Here is a 17,166-nt window from a genome sequence, read left to right as displayed (position 1 = left end):
GAGCAAAAGATCCCGGCCTCCGACGGCTACCGCAGAGTCAGACGTGCTCAGGCGATAGCGCCCAGGAGCTTTTCCCACTCTTTGTTTTCTTTCTTCGACACGCCGCCCAGCAGGTCAATCGCCTGGCGCAGACGGAAACGCGTCAGGTCCGGACCGAGGATTTCCATCGCATCGAGCACGGACACCGAACTCGCCTGACCCGTGATCGCGGCAAACATCAGCGGCATGGCATCACGCAGCTTCAGCTCCAGGGACTCGACCACGGCCTGAATGGTCGCGGTGATGTTGTCCTTCTCCCACTGACGCAGGCTTTCCAGCTTCCACAGGATCAACTGCATCAACTGACGCACCTGATCGCCGGACAGCTTCTTCGACTCGAACAGCTTGGCGTCCGGATTCACGCCACCGGCAAAGAAGAACCCGGCCAGCGGTGCAACCTGGCTGAAGGTCTCGACGCGGCCCTGCACGTGCGGCGCGATCTTCATCATGTATTCGGAATTGAAGGCCCACTTCTGCACGCGCGCGGCAAACTCTTCCACTGGCAGGTCGCGTAGCCACTGACCGTTGAGCCACGACAATTTCTCGATGTCGAAAATCGGCCCGCCCAGGGACACACGCTTGAGGTCGAAATGTTCGACCATCTCCTGCAGGGAGAACTTCTCGCGCTCGTCCGGCATCGACCAGCCCATGCGCCCCAGGTAGTTGAGCATTGCTTCGGGCATGAAACCCATGCGCTCGTAGAACGTCACCGAGGTCGGGTTCTTGCGCTTGGACAGCTTGCTCTTGTCCGGGTTACGCAGCAGCGGCATGTAGCACAGCTCCGGCTGTTCCCAACCGAAGTATTCGTACAAGAGGATCAGTTTCGGCGCCGATGGCAACCACTCTTCACCGCGCAACACGTGGGTGATGCCCATCAGGTGGTCATCGACCACGTTGGCCAGAAAGTAAGTCGGCAGGCCGTCGGTCTTCATCAGGACTTGCATGTCCATGCGGTCCCACGGGATTTCGACATCGCCACGCAGCATGTCCGGAACCACGCAGACGCCTTCGCTCGGCACCTTCATGCGGATCACGTGCGGTTCGCCAGCGGCCAGGCGGCGTGCGACTTCTTCCTTGGACAGCAACAGCGCACGGCCGTCGTAACGCGGCGTCTCGCCGCGAGCCATCTGCTCGGCGCGCATCTGATCCAGCTCTTCGGCAGTGCAGAAGCACGGGAAGGCATGGCCCATATCGACCAGTTGCTGGCAATACTTCTGATAAATGTCGCCACGCTCGCTCTGACGGTAAGGACCGTGCGGGCCACCCACGTCCGGGCCCTCGCTCCAGTCGATGCCCAACCAGCGCAAGGCGTCGAAAATCTGCTGTTCGGACTCACGGGTCGAACGCAGCTGGTCGGTGTCTTCGATCCGCAGGATGAACTCGCCGCCATGCTGCTTGGCAAAGCAGTAGTTGAACAATGCGATGTAAGCGGTACCTACGTGGGGGTCCCCGGTAGGCGATGGCGCGATGCGCGTGCGGACGGTGGTCATGGCAAGTCTCAACAAAAGAATAGAAAGCGAGGATCAGACAAGGGGCGAATGGTAACAGGCGACACCCGCCCGGCTCCAGTCAGCAGGGCATTTAAGCCAAGGTTGCGTCTACAACGCCCGTTTGCCGCGGTGAATGACTGAATATCAGCCAATGGCATTTACCGTTTATCCGCTGTATGCAAGATTCGCCTGCTGATAACTTTCCTGACAATTTCTCGACTACAGTTTGCCCCATGCCTGCCCAACTCAAGCGTCGCCTGTCCATTTTCCTGGCAATTGTCCTGCTGATCGCCGGGGGCTTTTTTGCCCATTGGTTTTTCAAGGGGCGTTTTTACGAAAGCACTGACAACGCGTACGTGCAGGGCGAGATCACCCGCGTGTCGAGCCAGTTGGGGGCACGCATCGACAAGGTGCTGGTCCAGGACAACCAGCATGTCGAGAAAGGTCAGTTACTGATCAAGCTCGAAGGCGATGATTTCCACCTCGCCGTCGACCGCGCCAACGCGGCCCTCGCCACCCGTGAAGCCGAACGCTTGCAAGCCCAGAGCAAACTGACGCAGCAAAGCAGCCTGATTGCCGCCAGCGATGCGCAAGTCGCGTCCACGCAAGCGAGCCTGGGTCGCTCACAGATCGACCTGAACCGCGCCGAGACTCTGCGCAAGCCCGGTTATGTCTCGGAGGAACGGGTCACCACCCTCTCCGCCGACACCCACATTGCCCGCTCGCAACTGGCCAAGGCCCAGGCAGACGCCCAGGCCCAGCGCCAGCAAGTCAACGCACTGACCGCCGAGATCAAACGCCTCGACGCGCAAATTGCCAACGCCAAAACCGATCTGGCCCAGGCTGAACTGAACCTCACCCGCAGCGAAATCCACGCCCCCATCAGCGGCCTGATCGGTCAGCGCGCCGCCCGCGAAGGCCAGTACGTACAGGCCGGCGCGTATTTGCTGTCGATCGTGCCGGATGAAGACATCTGGATTCAGGCCAACTTCAAGGAAACCCAGATCGGCCACATGCAACCCGGCCAGAAAGCCGAGCTGATTTTCGACGCCTACAGCGATACCCCGATCGAAGCGCGGGTCGACAGCCTGTTCGCCGCGTCGGGCGCGCAGTTCAGCCTGTTGCCGCCGGACAATGCCACGGGCAACTTCACCAAAGTCGTACAACGGATTCCGGTAAAACTGACCTTCGCCGCGGACAATCCCCTGCGCGGCAAAATCCGTCCGGGCATGTCGGTCACGGTCAAAGTGAATATCAAAGACGCCCCTGACAATGGCCGGTGATCAACTGATCCGTCCGGCCGGGGAACCGACCCGGCGGGACTGGATCGCGGTCATGAGCGCGATGCTCGGCGCCTTCATGGCGGTGCTCGACATCCAGATCACCAACTCATCGCTCAAGGATATTCAGGGTGCGCTGTCGGCGACCCTGGAAGAAGGCTCATGGATTTCCACCTCGTACCTGGTGGCGGAAATCATCATGATCCCGCTGACCGCGTGGCTGGTGCAGTTATTGTCGGCGCGACGCCTGGCGGTGTGGGTGTCCCTTGGATTTCTCGCCGCCTCCCTCCTTTGCTCCATGGCCTGGAGCCTGGAGAGCATGATCGTCTTCCGCGCCTTGCAAGGCTTCACCGGTGGCGCGCTGATCCCGCTGGCGTTCACCCTCACCCTGATCAAACTTCCCGAACACCACCGCGCCAAGGGCATGGCCATGTTCGCCATGACCGCCACCTTCGCACCGTCGATCGGCCCGACACTGGGCGGCTGGCTGACGGAAAACTGGGGCTGGGAATACATCTTCTACATCAACATCCCCCCCGGCCTGCTCATGATCGCGGGCCTGATGTACGGCCTGGAGAAGAAGGAATCACACTGGGAACTGCTCAAAAGCACCGATTACGCCGGGATCGTCACCCTCGGCATGGGCCTTGGCTGTTTGCAGGTATTTCTGGAAGAAGGCCATCGCAAGGACTGGCTCGAGTCGAACCTGATCGTCAGCCTCGGCAGCATCGCGCTGCTCAGTCTGATTACGTTTGTGATCGTGCAGTTTTCCAGGCCCAATCCGCTGATCAACCTGCGCATCCTCGGCAATCGCAACTTCGGTCTATCGAGCATTTCCAGTGTCGGGATGGGGGTGGGGTTGTACGGTTCGATCTATCTGTTGCCGCTGTATCTGGCGCAGATCCAGAACTACAACGCCCTGCAGATCGGCGAAGTGATCATGTGGATGGGCGTGCCGCAGTTGTTTCTGATTCCGCTGGTGCCCAAGCTGATGAAGTACGTCTCGCCAAAATGGCTGTGCGCACTGGGTTTCGGCCTGTTCGGCTTCGCGAGCTTCTCATCGGGCGTGTTGAACCCGGACTTCGCCGGACCGCAGTTCAATCAGATTCAGATCGTGCGTGCGTTGGGCCAGCCGCTGATCATGGTCACCATCTCGCTGATCGCCACTGCCTACATCCTGCCCCAGGATGCGGGGTCGGCGTCGAGCCTGTTCAACATCCTGCGCAACCTCGGCGGCGCCATCGGCATCGCCCTGCTCGCCACCCTGCTGGATGCGCGAACCAAGACGTATTTTGATTACCTGCGTGAATCCATCGTGCCCGGCAATCCACAAGTGGCCGAACGCATGGCCTCGTTGACCGATCGCCTGGGCAGCGAAACGGCGGCGCTGGGCAAGCTCAGCGAGATTGCCCATCAGCAAGCCTCGATCATGGCGTACAACGATGCGTTTCATCTTGTGGGGATTGCGCTGGGAATCAGCATGCTGGCGGTGTTGTTGACCAGGAAGTTGCCAGCGGGGCTCAAGGCCGGCGAAGCACATTGATACCGATCATGCGCACAACACGATGGCGAGGGGCTACCCCCTCGCCACACGCCATCAGACCGTAATCAACCGCTCGCGCAACTTGGCAATCTCGTCACGCATCTGCGCCGCGGCTTCGAATTCCAGATCACGCGCCAGCTGGTACATCTTCTCTTCCAGCGCCTTGATACGCTTGGCAATCTCACCCGGCGACCGCAACTCGGCTTCGTACCGGGCATTTTCCTCGGCGGCCTTGGCCATGCCTTTGCGTTTCTTGCTGCGCGAGCCCGGCACGGTGGCGCCTTCCATGATGTCGGCCACATCCTTGAACACGCCCTTGGGCGTAATGCCGTTGGCCAGGTTGAAGGCAATCTGCTTGTCGCGACGGCGCTCGGTTTCGCCGATGGCACGTTCCATGGAACCAGTAATGCGATCCGCATAAAGGATCGCCCGGCCATTGAGGTTACGCGCCGCCCGGCCGATGGTCTGGATCAGCGAGCGCTCGGAACGCAGGAAACCTTCCTTGTCGGCATCGAGAATCGCCACCAACGACACTTCCGGCATGTCCAGGCCTTCGCGCAACAGGTTGATCCCCACTAGTACGTCAAAAGTGCCAAGGCGCAAATCGCGGATGATCTCGACCCGCTCCACGGTGTCGATGTCCGAGTGCAAATAGCGCACGCGCACGCCGTGGTCGGCCAGGTAGTCAGTCAAGTCTTCGGCCATGCGCTTGGTCAGCGTGGTGACCAGCACTCGCTCCTCGACGGCGACTCGCTTGCCGATTTCCGACAACAAGTCGTCGACCTGGGTCAGCGCCGGGCGGATTTCCACTTGCGGGTCGACCAGGCCGGTCGGTCGCACCACCTGCTCGACCACTCGCCCGGCGTGCTCCGCTTCGTAGTTGCCGGGGGTCGCCGAGACAAAAATCGTCTGCGGGCTGATGCTTTCCCATTCGTCGAAACGCATCGGCCGGTTATCCAGCGCCGATGGCAGGCGGAAGCCGTACTCGACCAGGGTTTCCTTGCGCGAGCGGTCACCTTTGTACATCGCGCCGACCTGCGGCACGCTGACGTGGGACTCGTCGATCACCAGCAAGGCGTCGGCCGGCAGGTAGTCGTAAAGGGTCGGCGGCGGCGCGCCGGCTTCACGGCCGGACAGGTAGCGCGAGTAGTTTTCGATGCCGTTGCAGTAACCCAGTTCGAGGATCATCTCCAGATCGAAACGGGTGCGCTGCTCCAGACGCTGGGCTTCCACCAATTTGTTGTTGGAACGCAGGTATTCCAGGCGCTCCTTCAATTCGACCTTGATCCCTTCCACGGCGCCCATCAGGGTTTCCCGTGGCGTCACGTAGTGGCTTTTGGGGTAGAAGGTGAAGCGCGGCAGCTTGCGGATGACTTCGCCCGTCAGCGGGTCGAAGGCCGACAGGCTTTCCACTTCATCATCGAACAGCTCGATGCGGATCGCTTCGAAGTCGGATTCGGCCGGGTGGATATCAATCACATCGCCCCGTACACGGAAGGTCGCACGGGCGAACTCCATGTCGTTGCGGGTGTATTGCAGGTCGGCCAGGCGCCGCAGCAATTCCCGTTGATCGAGCTTGTCGCCACGATCCACGTGCAACACCATCTTCAAATAGGTTTCCGGACTGCCCAAACCATAGATACACGACACCGTGGTGACGATGATCGCGTCCTTGCGCTCCAGCAACGCCTTGGTTGCCGACAGCCGCATCTGCTCGATGTGGTCGTTGATCGAGGCATCTTTCTCGATGAAGGTGTCGGACGACGGCACATAGGCTTCGGGCTGGTAGTAGTCGTAGTAGGAAACGAAATATTCCACGGCGTTGTTCGGGAAGAACGCCTTGAACTCTCCATACAACTGCGCGGCCAGGGTCTTGTTCGGCGCCAGCACCAGGGTCGGACGCTGCACCTGAGCAATCACGTTGGCGATACTGAAAGTCTTGCCCGAGCCGGTCACACCGAGCAACGTCTGGTGGGCCAACCCGGCTTCGATGCCCTCGACCATCAGGCGGATGGCTTCCGGCTGATCGCCGGCGGGCTGAAAACGGGTGACTAGCTGAAATTCAGACATGTAGTACCTCTCGGTTCTCGGTGCAGGAATTCGTGCCTGCCCAGTCAAACTGGCAGCAACGAAAAAGGCCGCAAACGACGCACGTCGCCCGAGGAAAAAACTGGATTGTGCTCAATGTGGAGCCGATTGCACTCGCTTTCAAGGCAAACGTCCTACATCCCTCGAAGTCTTTGACGATGCCAATCGACTAACGGTCGGAAAATAATCGGAAAAACTTACCGTAAAAGCTGAATCGTCTGTCGCCATCAATCGCAGATGGCCTCTATACTAGCTCCCCGTTTGTGCACCGCTCTAGTGCATTCGGCTGGAGCGCGACACGTCCCTCCACTCTCCATTCAGAGCCGCCGCAAAAATGAGCCTGTTCTCCGCTGTCGAAATGGCACCACGCGATCCAATCCTGGGCCTCAACGAAGCATTCAACGCCGATACCCGTACCAACAAGGTCAACCTGGGAGTCGGTGTTTACTGCAACGAGGAGGGGAAAATTCCACTCCTGCGCGCCGTTGTCGAAGCCGAAACCATTCGCGTCGCTCAACACGCTTCCCGTGGCTACCTGCCAATCGACGGCATCGCCGCCTACGACCAGGCCGTGCAAAAACTGCTGTTCGGTAACGATTCGCCACTGATCGCCGCTGGCCGCGTCATCACCACCCAGGCCGTTGGCGGCACTGGCGCACTGAAAATCGGTGCCGACTTCCTCAAGCAACTGCTGCCGAACGCCGTCGTGGCCATCAGCGACCCGAGCTGGGAAAACCACCGCGCGCTGTTCGAAACCGCCGGTTTCCCGGTGCAGAACTACCGCTACTACGACGCCGCGACCCATGACGTGAACCGCGTCGGCCTGCTGGAAGACCTGAACGCGCTGCCAAACGGCTCGATCATTGTGCTGCACGCCTGCTGCCACAACCCGACCGGCGTCGACCTGAGCCCGGCGGACTGGAAAAACGTGCTGGACGTGGTGAAAGCCAAGGGTCACGTGCCGTTCCTCGACATGGCTTACCAGGGCTTTGGCGATGGCATCGACGAAGATGCCGCCGCTGTACGCTTGTTCGCTGAATCGGGCCTGACCTTCTTCGTCTCCAGCTCGTTCTCCAAATCCTTCTCGCTGTACGGCGAGCGCGTTGGCGCCCTGTCGATCGTCAGCGAATCGAAAGAAGAAAGCGCGCGCGTACTGTCGCAAGTCAAACGCGTCATCCGCACCAACTACTCCAACCCGCCGACCCACGGTGCAAGCATCGTCGCTGCCGTGCTGAACAGCCCGGAACTGCGCGCCCAATGGGAAGCCGAACTGGCCGAAATGCGCCTGCGCATTCGCGGCATGCGCACTCAGATGGTCGAACTGCTGGCGAAAAACGCACCGCAGCGCGATTTCAGCTTCGTTGGTCGTCAGCGCGGCATGTTCTCGTACTCCGGCCTGAGCGTTGAGCAGGTTCATCGTCTGCGCAACGAGTTCGGTATCTATGCCCTGGACACCGGCCGCATCTGCGTGGCTGCGCTGAACCAGAGCAACATCAATGTCGTGACGGACGCCATTGTTCAGGTGATCTGAATCGCGCGCTGATACGAAAAACGGGAAGCCTTTTGGCTTCCCGTTTTTTATTTGTCGCAGATAATTCTCAAAGCAGAGGCCCAGCCCTCTAAACTTCACCCGGCTCGCCCCTACAGGTTCGATGCCCACCCGAGATTCGACGAGAGCCCACATGAAAAACGATGACCTACGCGCTGACCGCGATGACCTGGATGAATTCGTCCCCCGCGCCCCGGCCAAACGCGGCAACAACCTGGTGATACAAGTCGCCACCGGCGTGTTCCTCGGCGGCCTGGCACTGTGGCTGGTGCAACTCGGCGCCACAGCGCTTTACGCCAAACTGATGATGGGTACGATTACCTTCGGCGGTTAGGCCAGCTCGGTCGCCCGCTGGCTGGCGGCGTTATCGTAGGCGACGTACAGCGATTCAGCGACCTGACTCTTGATCGCCCTGGTGCTTTCCAGGCCGAGGACAAAACCTTCGGCCTTGCCGCCGGCGCGATTCAATTCGTCGGCACTGCTGGCCTGGGTGATCGCATCGAACAGTTTTTCGGCGTGCGGGCCGACGCCCTTGGGCAGGCTGATTTGAGCAATGCTCATGCAAGCACCCCGTTTTGGCGAGGTGAGGTGGCAGGGTGATTCATGGCGCGTACCTTTTCGGCGAATGGCCGGTAGCGCGTGAAACCACTTCCGGGCGGCCATGGTAGTCCTCTGCTGTGGTTCTGGTAACCGCCAATCACCGATAAACCACCGTCCGTCCTGACGAATCCATCAACTTGCTATCAGACGCTTGACTTCTCTTTTTGAATCAGTAACATAGGCGCCATTCCGCGATAGCTCAGTTGGTAGAGCAAGTGACTGTTAATCACTGGGTCCCTGGTTCGAGTCCAGGTCGTGGAGCCAGACAGCAACATCAAGAAGCCCCTGAATCGAAAGATCAGGGGCTTTTTTGTGGCTGCGATTTTTGACATCCGCAAAGAAAAAGCCGATCTGTCTATTCAACAGATCGGCTCTTTTCATTCGCGGAGCGTGTCAGACATGCTCGCTACTTTTCGCATGCATCGCCCGCGGCTCTCCATGCCCATGGTCGGGCTCCACCACCGGAATCTCCTTGCCATCGCAGTCATGCAGCTTGCCGTCGCTGAAGTAATCCCCTTCGCGCAACGCCGCCAGATCCTGATAGCGCAGCACCCGCTCGGTCCCCGCGGCAAACACCGACTGCTGGTCGGAGTTGCCGGCGGTCAGGTGATTGAACGTCAGGTTCAGCACGATGGCCATGATCGCCGAGGAGCTGATGCCGGAGTGGAAAATGGTGGCGAACCAGCTTGGGAAGTGATCGTAGAAGTTCGGCGCAGCGATGGGGATCATGCCGAAGCCGATGGAGGTGGCGACGATGATCAGGTTGACGTTGTTGCGGTAGTCGACCTTGGACAGCGTACGGATACCGCTGGCGGCCACTGTGCCGAACAACACGATACCGGCACCACCGAGAACGGAGGTTGGTACGGCGGCGATGACTCGCCCCATGAACGGCAGCAAGCCGAGGATGACCAGGAACAGCCCCCCCGTGGCCACGACAAAGCGGCTCTTGATCCCGGTCACTGCCACCAGCCCGACGTTCTGGGCAAAGGCGCTTTGGGTGAATGAGCCAAAAATCGGCGCGATCATGCTCGACAGCATGTCGGCACGCAGGCCGTTCCCCAGGCGCTTGGAATCAACCTTGGTACCGATGATTTCACCGACGGCCAGGATATCGGCCGAGGTTTCCACCAGGGTCACCATCACCACAATGCACATCGACAGGATCGCGGCGAAGTGAAAAGTCGGCATGCCGAAATGGAACGGCGCAGGAAAACCGAACATCGGACCCTGGGTCACGGACGAGAAATCCGCCATGCCGAGCACCACCGCGACGACCGTACCGATGACCATGGCCAGCAGGATCGACAAACGGGAGATGGTCGCGCTTCCGATCTTGCTCAGAAACAGCACCAGCACCAGCGTCACCGCAGCCAGGCCGATGTTGGCCATGCTGCCAAATTCGGGCGAATGACTGTTGCCGCCCATGGCCCAGCGCGCCGCCACAGGCATCAGCGTCAGGCCGATAGTGGTAATCACGATGCCCGTGACCAGCGGCGGGAAGAACTTGGTGATTCGAGAGAACACCGGGGTAATCAGCAAACCTATCAAGGACGCCGCAATCACCGCCCCCAGAATCGACTGGAACCCGCCCTCGCCGCCACTGCTGACAATCGCCACCATGGTCGCGACACCCGAGAACGAAACGCCCTGCACCAGCGGCAACTGACAGCCGAAAAACGGTAGACCCAGGGTTTGCAGCAACGTGGCCAGCCCCCCCGCAAACAATGAAGCAGCAATCAACAAACCAATGTCCGCCGGCGAAAGCCCGGCTGCCTGACCGATGATCAAAGGCACCGCGACGATGCCGCCATACATGGTCAGAACATGTTGCAGGCCGTAAGCCATATTCGCGCCGACCCCGAGATTCTCATCTTCAGGCCGTTGGTGTGAAACATGGGGCGTTTTCATGTTAGGGGGTTCCCTGGTTTTTGTTATGCGCACACTGTATTCAAGACTCAGGACAACTGTCTATAGAATTGTATACAACTGGCAAGTCAAATTATGAACGGTTACCCATGCAGCCTGTGTGCCACTGTGTGCAATATCCAAAAAAACCACGGAACATATCCGTCGCGGCCCATCCCTCCTGCGTCCGTTTTCATCGGCCCATCAGTGCTCCGGGCGCGCTGACCGGGCCTGAAAAAGCAGAGACCAACAGGGTCTGGAAAGCCTGAATACCGGATTTCGCAAGCCCTCAGTGAAATTCACGAGGTGATGGCGCCTGAAGCTCAATCCTGAAAAAGCGCGAAAAAGGGGCAGAATGATCCAGTTCGCCCATTTTTTGTGTGCACGATTACCCGCCTATTGCGTCACTATCAATCGCTCAAGTGTGCGCACCAATGTCGCATGAGGTGGCACCCGAATACCGAACTCGCTTTCCAGCAAGTCGATCAACGCCTGCACATCGGCCACTTGCCGGCGTTCGCTGTCACGCCCCATGCGATGAATCGCAAAACTGCCGTTGTTGAGCGTGCGTCGCCACCCCTCCCCGGTCCGCGCCACCATCAATTGCCTGGCGAACGGTGATTCGGGGTGAGTCGAGACATACCAGTTGCCGACGGCGTAATCGATGTCTTCCTGGCGCTGCAGGTCGAAGATGTACATCGCTCGCCATTCGTCCGCGACCCTGGCGCGCAAGGTGTAGCCATCGGCGTGCTGCTCAATGCGATACGACTCATGCGGCGTGGGTTGCTCATCGGCAGTATCGAGCAACAGCGGTGCGGTGGGCACCATGCCGCCGAAGCCGACGTCGCTGATGTAACGCACGCCGTCCAGGGTGACCAGGCTCAGGCGGTGGGTACGGGCTGTCCACGCGCCTTCGGGCTGGCCCATGACCACGCGGCCGCTGATCCCACGCGCCTCGAAACCGAGCGATTGCAGCAAGGCCAGGTACAGATTGTTGAGTTCGTAGCAGTACCCGCCTCGCCCCTCGTGCAGGACTTTCCTCTCTACCGAGGGCAAGTCGATCAGCACGGGTTCGCCGGATAACGTGGTCAGGTTTTCAAACGGGAACACGCCGGTGTGGCGCAATTGCAGTTGACGCAGGGTTTCCAGGGTCGGCGCCGGGGGCGCGTCGAAACCCAGGCGTCGCAGGTATAACGCGAGGTCGGTCAGGCGTGGCTCGCTCATTGTTCAGTCCTTATGCACGCAGGCTGCGGATCGTTCCGCCGATGGGCGCTATGTATAAGGGAAAAACCGCCGTGGCCGACAATTGAATTAACCAATCGCCCCCACTCCTGACGTCAACGGCGTTTGCGCGAATCCAGTTGAATCCAGGTCGGTGCGTGATCGCTGGCGTGGGGTTCGTTGCGCACCCAGGCGTCAACGCCAGCCGCCTGCAGGTAAGGACTCAAGGCCGGATTGAGTAGCAGGTGGTCGATGCGCAAACCCGAATTCTTCTGCCAGTGCTGGCGAAAATAATCCCAGAAGGTGTAGAGCCGATCCTGCGGATACAGGTATCGCAAGGCATCCGTCCAGCCCTGATCCAGAAGGCGCTGATAACACTCGCGGCTCTCGGGTTGCAGCAGCGCATCCTTGAGCCACGAGCGCGGGTTGTAGATGTCCAGGTCAGTGGGCACCACGTTGTAGTCACCGGCGAGCACCACCGGATGCTCGCTGCGCTGAAGGTCCCTGGCATAGGTGATCAGGCGCTCGAACCACGCCAGCTTGTAGTCGAACTTCGGCCCCGGCTGCGGGTTGCCATTGGGCAAGTACAGGCAGCCCACCAGCACGCCGTGAACGGCGGCTTCCAGGTACCGGCTCTGGCTATCGCCGTCATCGCCCGGCAAGCCTCGCCGGCTCTCCAGTGGCTGCGCATCCCGCGCCAGAATCGCCACGCCGTTCCACGCGGCCTGCCCCTGCCAGACGGCACCGTAACCGATGGCCTCCAGCTCAGCAGCAGGGAACGCGGTATCGACTGACTTGAGCTCCTGCAAACAGACGATGTCCGGTTGCTCACGTTCGAGCCAGGCCAGCAGGTTCGGCAGCCGGGCGCGCATGCCGTTGACGTTGAACGTCGCGATTCGCAACTTTTTCATGGCCATCAGTCCTGTTGCCAAGGGTGTCCAGATTGTGACCCCGATGGCTCGCGGTGGTTGCGTTGGCTGACGCGTATACGGCGTAACAGATGCGTAGCCCTATTCCGGGCTCGACCAAGACCAACCTAGGAGCGAGCCTGCTCGCGATGGACCCAAGGGCACCGCGTTTAACCTGCAAGCACGCGCCATCGTTGACGATCATCGTCGGAACGCCGCCCGGAGCAAGCTCGCACAGGGTTCCTGGTTGGCCTGCAGGTCGGCGATCGACCCTGTTAGCGATCGTCAGAGGCATAGGGAGGTCTGCCGGGCTCGGCAAAGCCAATCGAACTCTAGGCGATCAAATGAAGGGGATCTGATAGGCAGACAATCGGTTGCTCAATGTGTTGCAGGGTAGAAACAGCCACGGGCGGTCTTCAACGATCCGAACGCGCCAACACCTCGACACCACCCTCCATCGACAGCACCGCCGAGCGATTGCGCCCCGAATGCTTGGCCTGATAGAGCGCCGCATCGGCCCGCTGAATGAACACTTCCATGCTGTCGTGCCCCGTCGGCACAAACGAGTAACAACCGAGGCTGACCGTCACGTAACCGGTGGGCGACCCGCTGTGCTTGATGTTTTTGTCCATGACGCTGCGGCGAATGTGTTCGGCAATGGTCATGGCGCCGTGGATGTCCGTGTCGGGCAGTAGCACGGCAAACTCTTCACCACCATACCGCACCGCCAGATCGGCCTTGCGATGGCAGCAGTTTTTCACCGATCGCGCCACCTGGGCCAGGCAGTGATCACCGACCACATGGCCATAGGTGTCGTTGTAGCGCTTGAAAAAATCGATATCGAGCATGATCAGGCTCAGCGGACTCTGCTGCCTGGCGCCGCGCCCGAACTCGATGTCCAGCGCCCGCTCGAACAGGCGGCGATTGCCCAGACCGGTCAGGCTGTCATGGGTGGCAATCAGCTCCAGCGCTTCCTGGGCCTTGCGCAGATCCGACTCGACTCGCTCGCCGACGCGCACCTGGCGAATGAACACCCAACCGAATACCCCCACACCGAGCATGACCAGGGCAACGATGAGGCAGGATCGAAACGCGGTGTCATACCATCCCGCAAGAATCGTATCCTTCGACGAGGCCGCCGAGACCACCAGTGGATATGCCTCCAATTGTCGGTAGCCAAACAAGCGGACAACGCCGTCCACCAACGAAGTCGACATGGCGCTGCCGGAGGGCGCCCGGGGCAGGAATTTCTCGAAGACTTCGCTCCTGGCCAACGACGTGCCGATCTTCGACTCGATGAAGGGCCTGCGTGCCAACAACGTTCCATCGGTCAACCCGAGGAACATCGAGCCGTTGTCGTCGATGCTGAAGCTTTTGAAGAACTGGTCGAAGTACGACATTTTGATCCCGGCCATCAACACGCCCTGGAACTGACCGTTCTTGTCGTTCACCCGTCTGGAAATCGGAATGATCCACTCACCGCTTTCCCGGCTGCGAATCGCCGGGCCGATGTGCGCCACGGTCGACACATTTTGCTGATGGAACTTGAAGTACTCGCGATCCGTGACGCCGGAACCGCGAGGCATATTGTCGAACGAAGTCACCACCCACTGCCCTTTCTGATCGAACAGAAAAATGCCGTGCAATTGAGTCAGCGCATGCACGCGTCGGGCGAAGGTTTTCTGCAGGCGAGGTCGCTGGGGCGGGCCAAACCCGTCGATTTGAATCCAGTCCACCAGACTGGTGAGCACCAGATCGGCCTTCATGAACGTATCTTCGGCCTGCTGCGCCATGGCTCGCGTCAGGTTCGACGAAGCGATCTGGGCCTGGCGCAGGTCGTGGCTGCGGGACTGTTCCAGCTGCAGGTAAAGCAAACCACACAGGCACAGACACACGGCGGCGATGAAAAGCACCGCAGCCTTGCGCAACGGCAGGCGTTTCGATGCGACGCCGGGGACGTAATGCGGATCATGTGGGCGTGTGAGCAAAAAAATCATCCTGTAGGGGCAATACATGGGCACCGGCCCAAAATCCCCTCATTTTTGTGCGCGCAGTCTACGGGTTTATCGGGGATAAATGGCAACCACTTGCCCGGTGGTGACGCGGACATGACCCAAGGCAAAAGCTGCATCCCCCGGGAGGAGCTACGATTAGTCATACATCAAGACAGGGAATCGAAATGACCAAGGCAGACGAACTCGCCGCAAAGCTCAAACACACCCGGCATACCAGCGCTGATCAGGTAATCGACAGCTGGCCGGGCCAGGTCTACGAGCTGTATCACCGCATCGAGGCCTGGCTGCAGCCCCTGATGGAGGCCGGCCTGACCCTGCGGCGCAATCCCACGCACGTGTTCGAGCGCCACCCCGATGGCGAGACGTACGACTATGCCATCGACCAGTTGGTGATCACCGGCAACGACCACAGCATGACCTTCGACCCGGTCGCCCGCTTCACGGAAGATGGCGAAGGGCGTGTCGAGATCCACTGTAATAGCGACGAAATGGCACTGTTGCGCACCCTCGACGAACACGGTGAAACCCACTGGTGGCTTCAAGGCATCGAGCAAGCCGGACAACAAGCGGATGCGGTGGCCTTGACTGAAAACGGCCTGCTGTCGGTGGTGCAACAAGGTCTGGAACTGTAGCGGGTCATCGCTTTTCATAGGCGTCCGGCGTGCCGGCGAAAGCGTCATTGAGAGCGCCTTCGCCGGCACGCCTGCCCCTACCGGCCCAACATTCCCCTCACTGCTTGCTTTGCTCAGTCACCACCAACGCGGTTTCCGTTCGGGGCAACTCCAGGGCTGGCAGCTTCGTGGGCAGGTTCAACTCTCGCAGTACCGGGGAGTCATAACCGTAGACGTCAGGTTTGAAGGTCACCCGGCCATCCTTGCTCAGGTCGACGGTCCAGTAGGCCAGCAGCACCGGAACCTTGACCGGCAGCATGATGTTTTCGGTTCGTCCATTGGCCAGCTGCTTTTGAATGCCTTCGCTATTCCAGCGCACCGGGTCGTTGAACAGCAACTCGACCAGTTGCAGCGGGTTTTCCACCCGGATGCACCCGGAACTGGTGGCTCGCACGGACCTGGCGAACAACTCGCGGTGCGGCGTGTCGTGCAGGTAAATGGCGTAGTCGTTGGGGAAACGAATCACCACCTGCCCGAGCGAGTTCTCGGGGCCGGCATCCTGGCGCAAGGTAAGGCCCTTCGCGTTGGACCAGTCGACGGTTGACGGATCCAGCACGTTGCCCTGGCGATCGAGCACGCGGATCCGGTTGGCGGCCAGGTAGCCGGGATTTTGTTGAATCTTGGGCAACATATCCTGGACCAGAATCGTCGGCGGCACGGTCCAGGTCGGGTTGAACGTCACGTAGGTAATCTCGGACTGAAACACCGGCGTGCTGCGAAACGGCTTGCCGACCTGTACCCGTGAGCGCCAGATCGGCTGGCCATCACGGTACAGCGCGACCTTGTACCCGGCGATATCGACGACCACAAAGGTGCCCTGCAGCTTGTAGAGCAACCACCGCGCCCGTTCCATGTTCACCCGAACCTGATCGATCCGCGCTTCAACAGGCACATTCAATGCCTCCAGCGTCGTCTTCCCCGCCACGCCATCGGCGCCCAGGTATTGTTCGGTCTGATATTTCTTCACGGCGGCAATGACGCTGTCGTCGTAGTCGCTTCGCTTGCCCTTGGCCGGGGCCAGGTAGCCCGCGGCCACCAAACGGGCACGCAATTGTGCGACCGCCATACCGTCCATGCCGGGTTTGAGCGACTGCCCTTCGGCCACCTTCGGCCAACCGCCAGCGTCCCGAACCTTGCGCAGCTGCGCCAGGCTCTCGCGCATGTTGCGATAAACCGTTTCCTGCGGCGGTGCCTGGGCGAAGGCACGGGCGACATCGTGGGCATCGAGTGCGGCGAAGAAGCTGTTCATGTCCTCGCGAGGATCGACACCGACGGGGTCGAAGTTCCAGTGGAAGTCCAGCCGTGACGGATCGACTTTACCGCGCCGCAACTGCAGCAGCGCCGTGATGTAGGTGCGGGTTGCCGCCAGATCGAACGCCGCCGATTGCGCCGGGGTCGGTGCGGTCGCCTGCAACGCCAGTCGTGCCTGCTCCAGTTCGGCAATCCGGAAATCCTGCGGGACCAGACCGTCGATTTGCGTGTCGTTCAGGCTTTTCAGCAACTGGGCGACATCGCGCCCATCCGTCCACGCCGCGCGATAGTTGCGATGGGAATAGAAATCCAGAACGACTCGATTGATATCCAGCCGCTGATGCCTGCGCGCAGTGAGCAACGGAGGAAAGGACGATTGCAGGGGTTCGAGCACCGCTTGTATGGCTTGGCCAACGACATCATTGGGCCCGGCGCCCTGCTCCCCGATTGGCGGAGTTTCCGGCATGATCGCCGAAGCTTCACCGAGTGCCGTGCCGCTGATCAGAAAGACCATAAAAAATACGCGGCTTATGACGAATAACCTTGTTAATTGCCCCATGGATAATCCTTAATCTCCTGCAAATCAAAAGGCTAGCGTCCTAT

At 60.0% G+C, this 17,166-nt stretch carries 13 protein-coding genes and 1 tRNA gene; 6 read left to right on the top strand and 8 right to left on the bottom strand.

Features of this window, described 5'->3' with window-relative positions:
* Positions 1-47: 47 nt before the first annotated feature.
* Positions 48-1,529, bottom strand: coding sequence for a glutamate--tRNA ligase (gene gltX, locus JQF37_RS14120; protein WP_130207003.1), 1,482 nt, complete (start codon positions 1,527-1,529; stop codon positions 48-50).
* Positions 1,530-1,762: 233 nt separating this feature from the next.
* Between gltX and JQF37_RS14115 the strand changes: the two genes are divergently transcribed.
* Both JQF37_RS14115 and JQF37_RS14110 read left to right on the top strand, forming a co-directional pair.
* Positions 1,763-2,812, top strand: a complete 1,050-nt coding sequence (locus tag JQF37_RS14115) for an HlyD family secretion protein (protein WP_130207005.1) — start codon at positions 1,763-1,765, stop codon at positions 2,810-2,812.
* A complete protein-coding gene (locus tag JQF37_RS14110) occupies positions 2,802-4,352 on the top strand; it encodes an MDR family MFS transporter (RefSeq protein ID WP_130207007.1) in 1,551 nt (516 codons plus the stop codon). The genes JQF37_RS14115 and JQF37_RS14110 overlap by 11 nt, the downstream gene beginning before the upstream one ends.
* A gap of 54 nt (positions 4,353-4,406) precedes the next feature.
* Here the strand turns inward: JQF37_RS14110 and uvrB are convergent, their stop codons facing one another.
* Entirely contained in the window at positions 4,407-6,422 is a 2,016-nt protein-coding gene (gene uvrB, locus JQF37_RS14105) for an excinuclease ABC subunit UvrB (RefSeq protein WP_130207009.1), read from the bottom strand.
* 352 nt (positions 6,423-6,774) lie between these two features.
* On the opposite strand from uvrB, the gene JQF37_RS14100 reads away from it, so the two are divergent.
* The gene (locus tag JQF37_RS14100; protein WP_130207011.1) at positions 6,775-7,971 is read left to right on the top strand and encodes an amino acid aminotransferase; all 1,197 of its coding nucleotides are present in this window, start codon (positions 6,775-6,777) and stop codon (positions 7,969-7,971) included.
* 151 nt (positions 7,972-8,122) lie between these two features.
* Positions 8,123-8,323 (top strand): hypothetical protein, encoded by a 201-nt coding sequence (locus JQF37_RS14095; RefSeq protein WP_130207013.1) that lies wholly within the window; start codon positions 8,123-8,125, stop codon positions 8,321-8,323.
* On the opposite strand, the gene JQF37_RS14090 is transcribed toward JQF37_RS14095, so the two are convergent.
* The gene (locus tag JQF37_RS14090; RefSeq protein ID WP_130207015.1) at positions 8,320-8,550 is read right to left on the bottom strand and encodes a hypothetical protein; all 231 of its coding nucleotides are present in this window, start codon (positions 8,548-8,550) and stop codon (positions 8,320-8,322) included. The genes JQF37_RS14095 and JQF37_RS14090 overlap by 4 nt on opposite strands.
* 227 nt (positions 8,551-8,777) lie before the next feature.
* On the opposite strand from JQF37_RS14090, the gene JQF37_RS14085 reads away from it, so the two are divergent.
* Positions 8,778-8,853, top strand: a tRNA-Asn gene (locus JQF37_RS14085).
* A gap of 129 nt (positions 8,854-8,982) precedes the next feature.
* Here the strand turns inward: JQF37_RS14085 and JQF37_RS14080 are convergent.
* The 4 genes from JQF37_RS14080 to JQF37_RS14065 all read right to left on the bottom strand — a co-directional run bounded on the left by JQF37_RS14080 (position 8,983) and on the right by JQF37_RS14065 (position 14,623).
* Complete coding sequence (locus JQF37_RS14080; RefSeq protein WP_130207017.1) at positions 8,983-10,500, bottom strand: nucleobase:cation symporter-2 family protein; 1,518 nt, start codon at positions 10,498-10,500, stop codon at positions 8,983-8,985.
* Between the two features lie 393 nt (positions 10,501-10,893).
* The gene (locus JQF37_RS14075) at positions 10,894-11,721 is read right to left on the bottom strand and encodes an arylamine N-acetyltransferase (protein ID WP_130207019.1); all 828 of its coding nucleotides are present in this window, start codon (positions 11,719-11,721) and stop codon (positions 10,894-10,896) included.
* Between the two features lie 113 nt (positions 11,722-11,834).
* Positions 11,835-12,629, bottom strand: coding sequence for an exodeoxyribonuclease III (xth, locus tag JQF37_RS14070; RefSeq protein WP_130207021.1), 795 nt, complete (start codon positions 12,627-12,629; stop codon positions 11,835-11,837).
* 413 nt (positions 12,630-13,042) lie between these two features.
* Complete coding sequence (locus JQF37_RS14065; protein ID WP_130207025.1) at positions 13,043-14,623, bottom strand: GGDEF domain-containing protein; 1,581 nt, start codon at positions 14,621-14,623, stop codon at positions 13,043-13,045.
* Positions 14,624-14,805: 182 nt separating this feature from the next.
* Here JQF37_RS14065 and JQF37_RS14060 point away from each other — a divergent pair, with 182 nt between their 5' ends.
* Positions 14,806-15,273: a hypothetical protein gene (locus JQF37_RS14060; RefSeq protein ID WP_130207027.1), complete on the top strand. Its 468-nt coding sequence runs from the start codon at positions 14,806-14,808 to the stop codon at positions 15,271-15,273.
* Positions 15,274-15,370: 97 nt separating this feature from the next.
* Here the strand turns inward: JQF37_RS14060 and JQF37_RS14055 are convergent, their stop codons facing one another.
* A complete protein-coding gene (locus JQF37_RS14055) occupies positions 15,371-17,122 on the bottom strand; it encodes a L,D-transpeptidase family protein (RefSeq protein WP_204149689.1) in 1,752 nt (583 codons plus the stop codon).
* Positions 17,123-17,166: the final 44 nt, after the last annotated feature.

It is taken from the genome of Pseudomonas sp. MIL9 (genome assembly GCF_016887925.1).
GTDB lineage: Bacteria > Pseudomonadota > Gammaproteobacteria > Pseudomonadales > Pseudomonadaceae > Aquipseudomonas > Aquipseudomonas mohnii.
The sequence above is the reverse complement of the archived record's forward strand: the minus strand, read 5'-3'. Positions and strand labels throughout refer to the sequence as shown.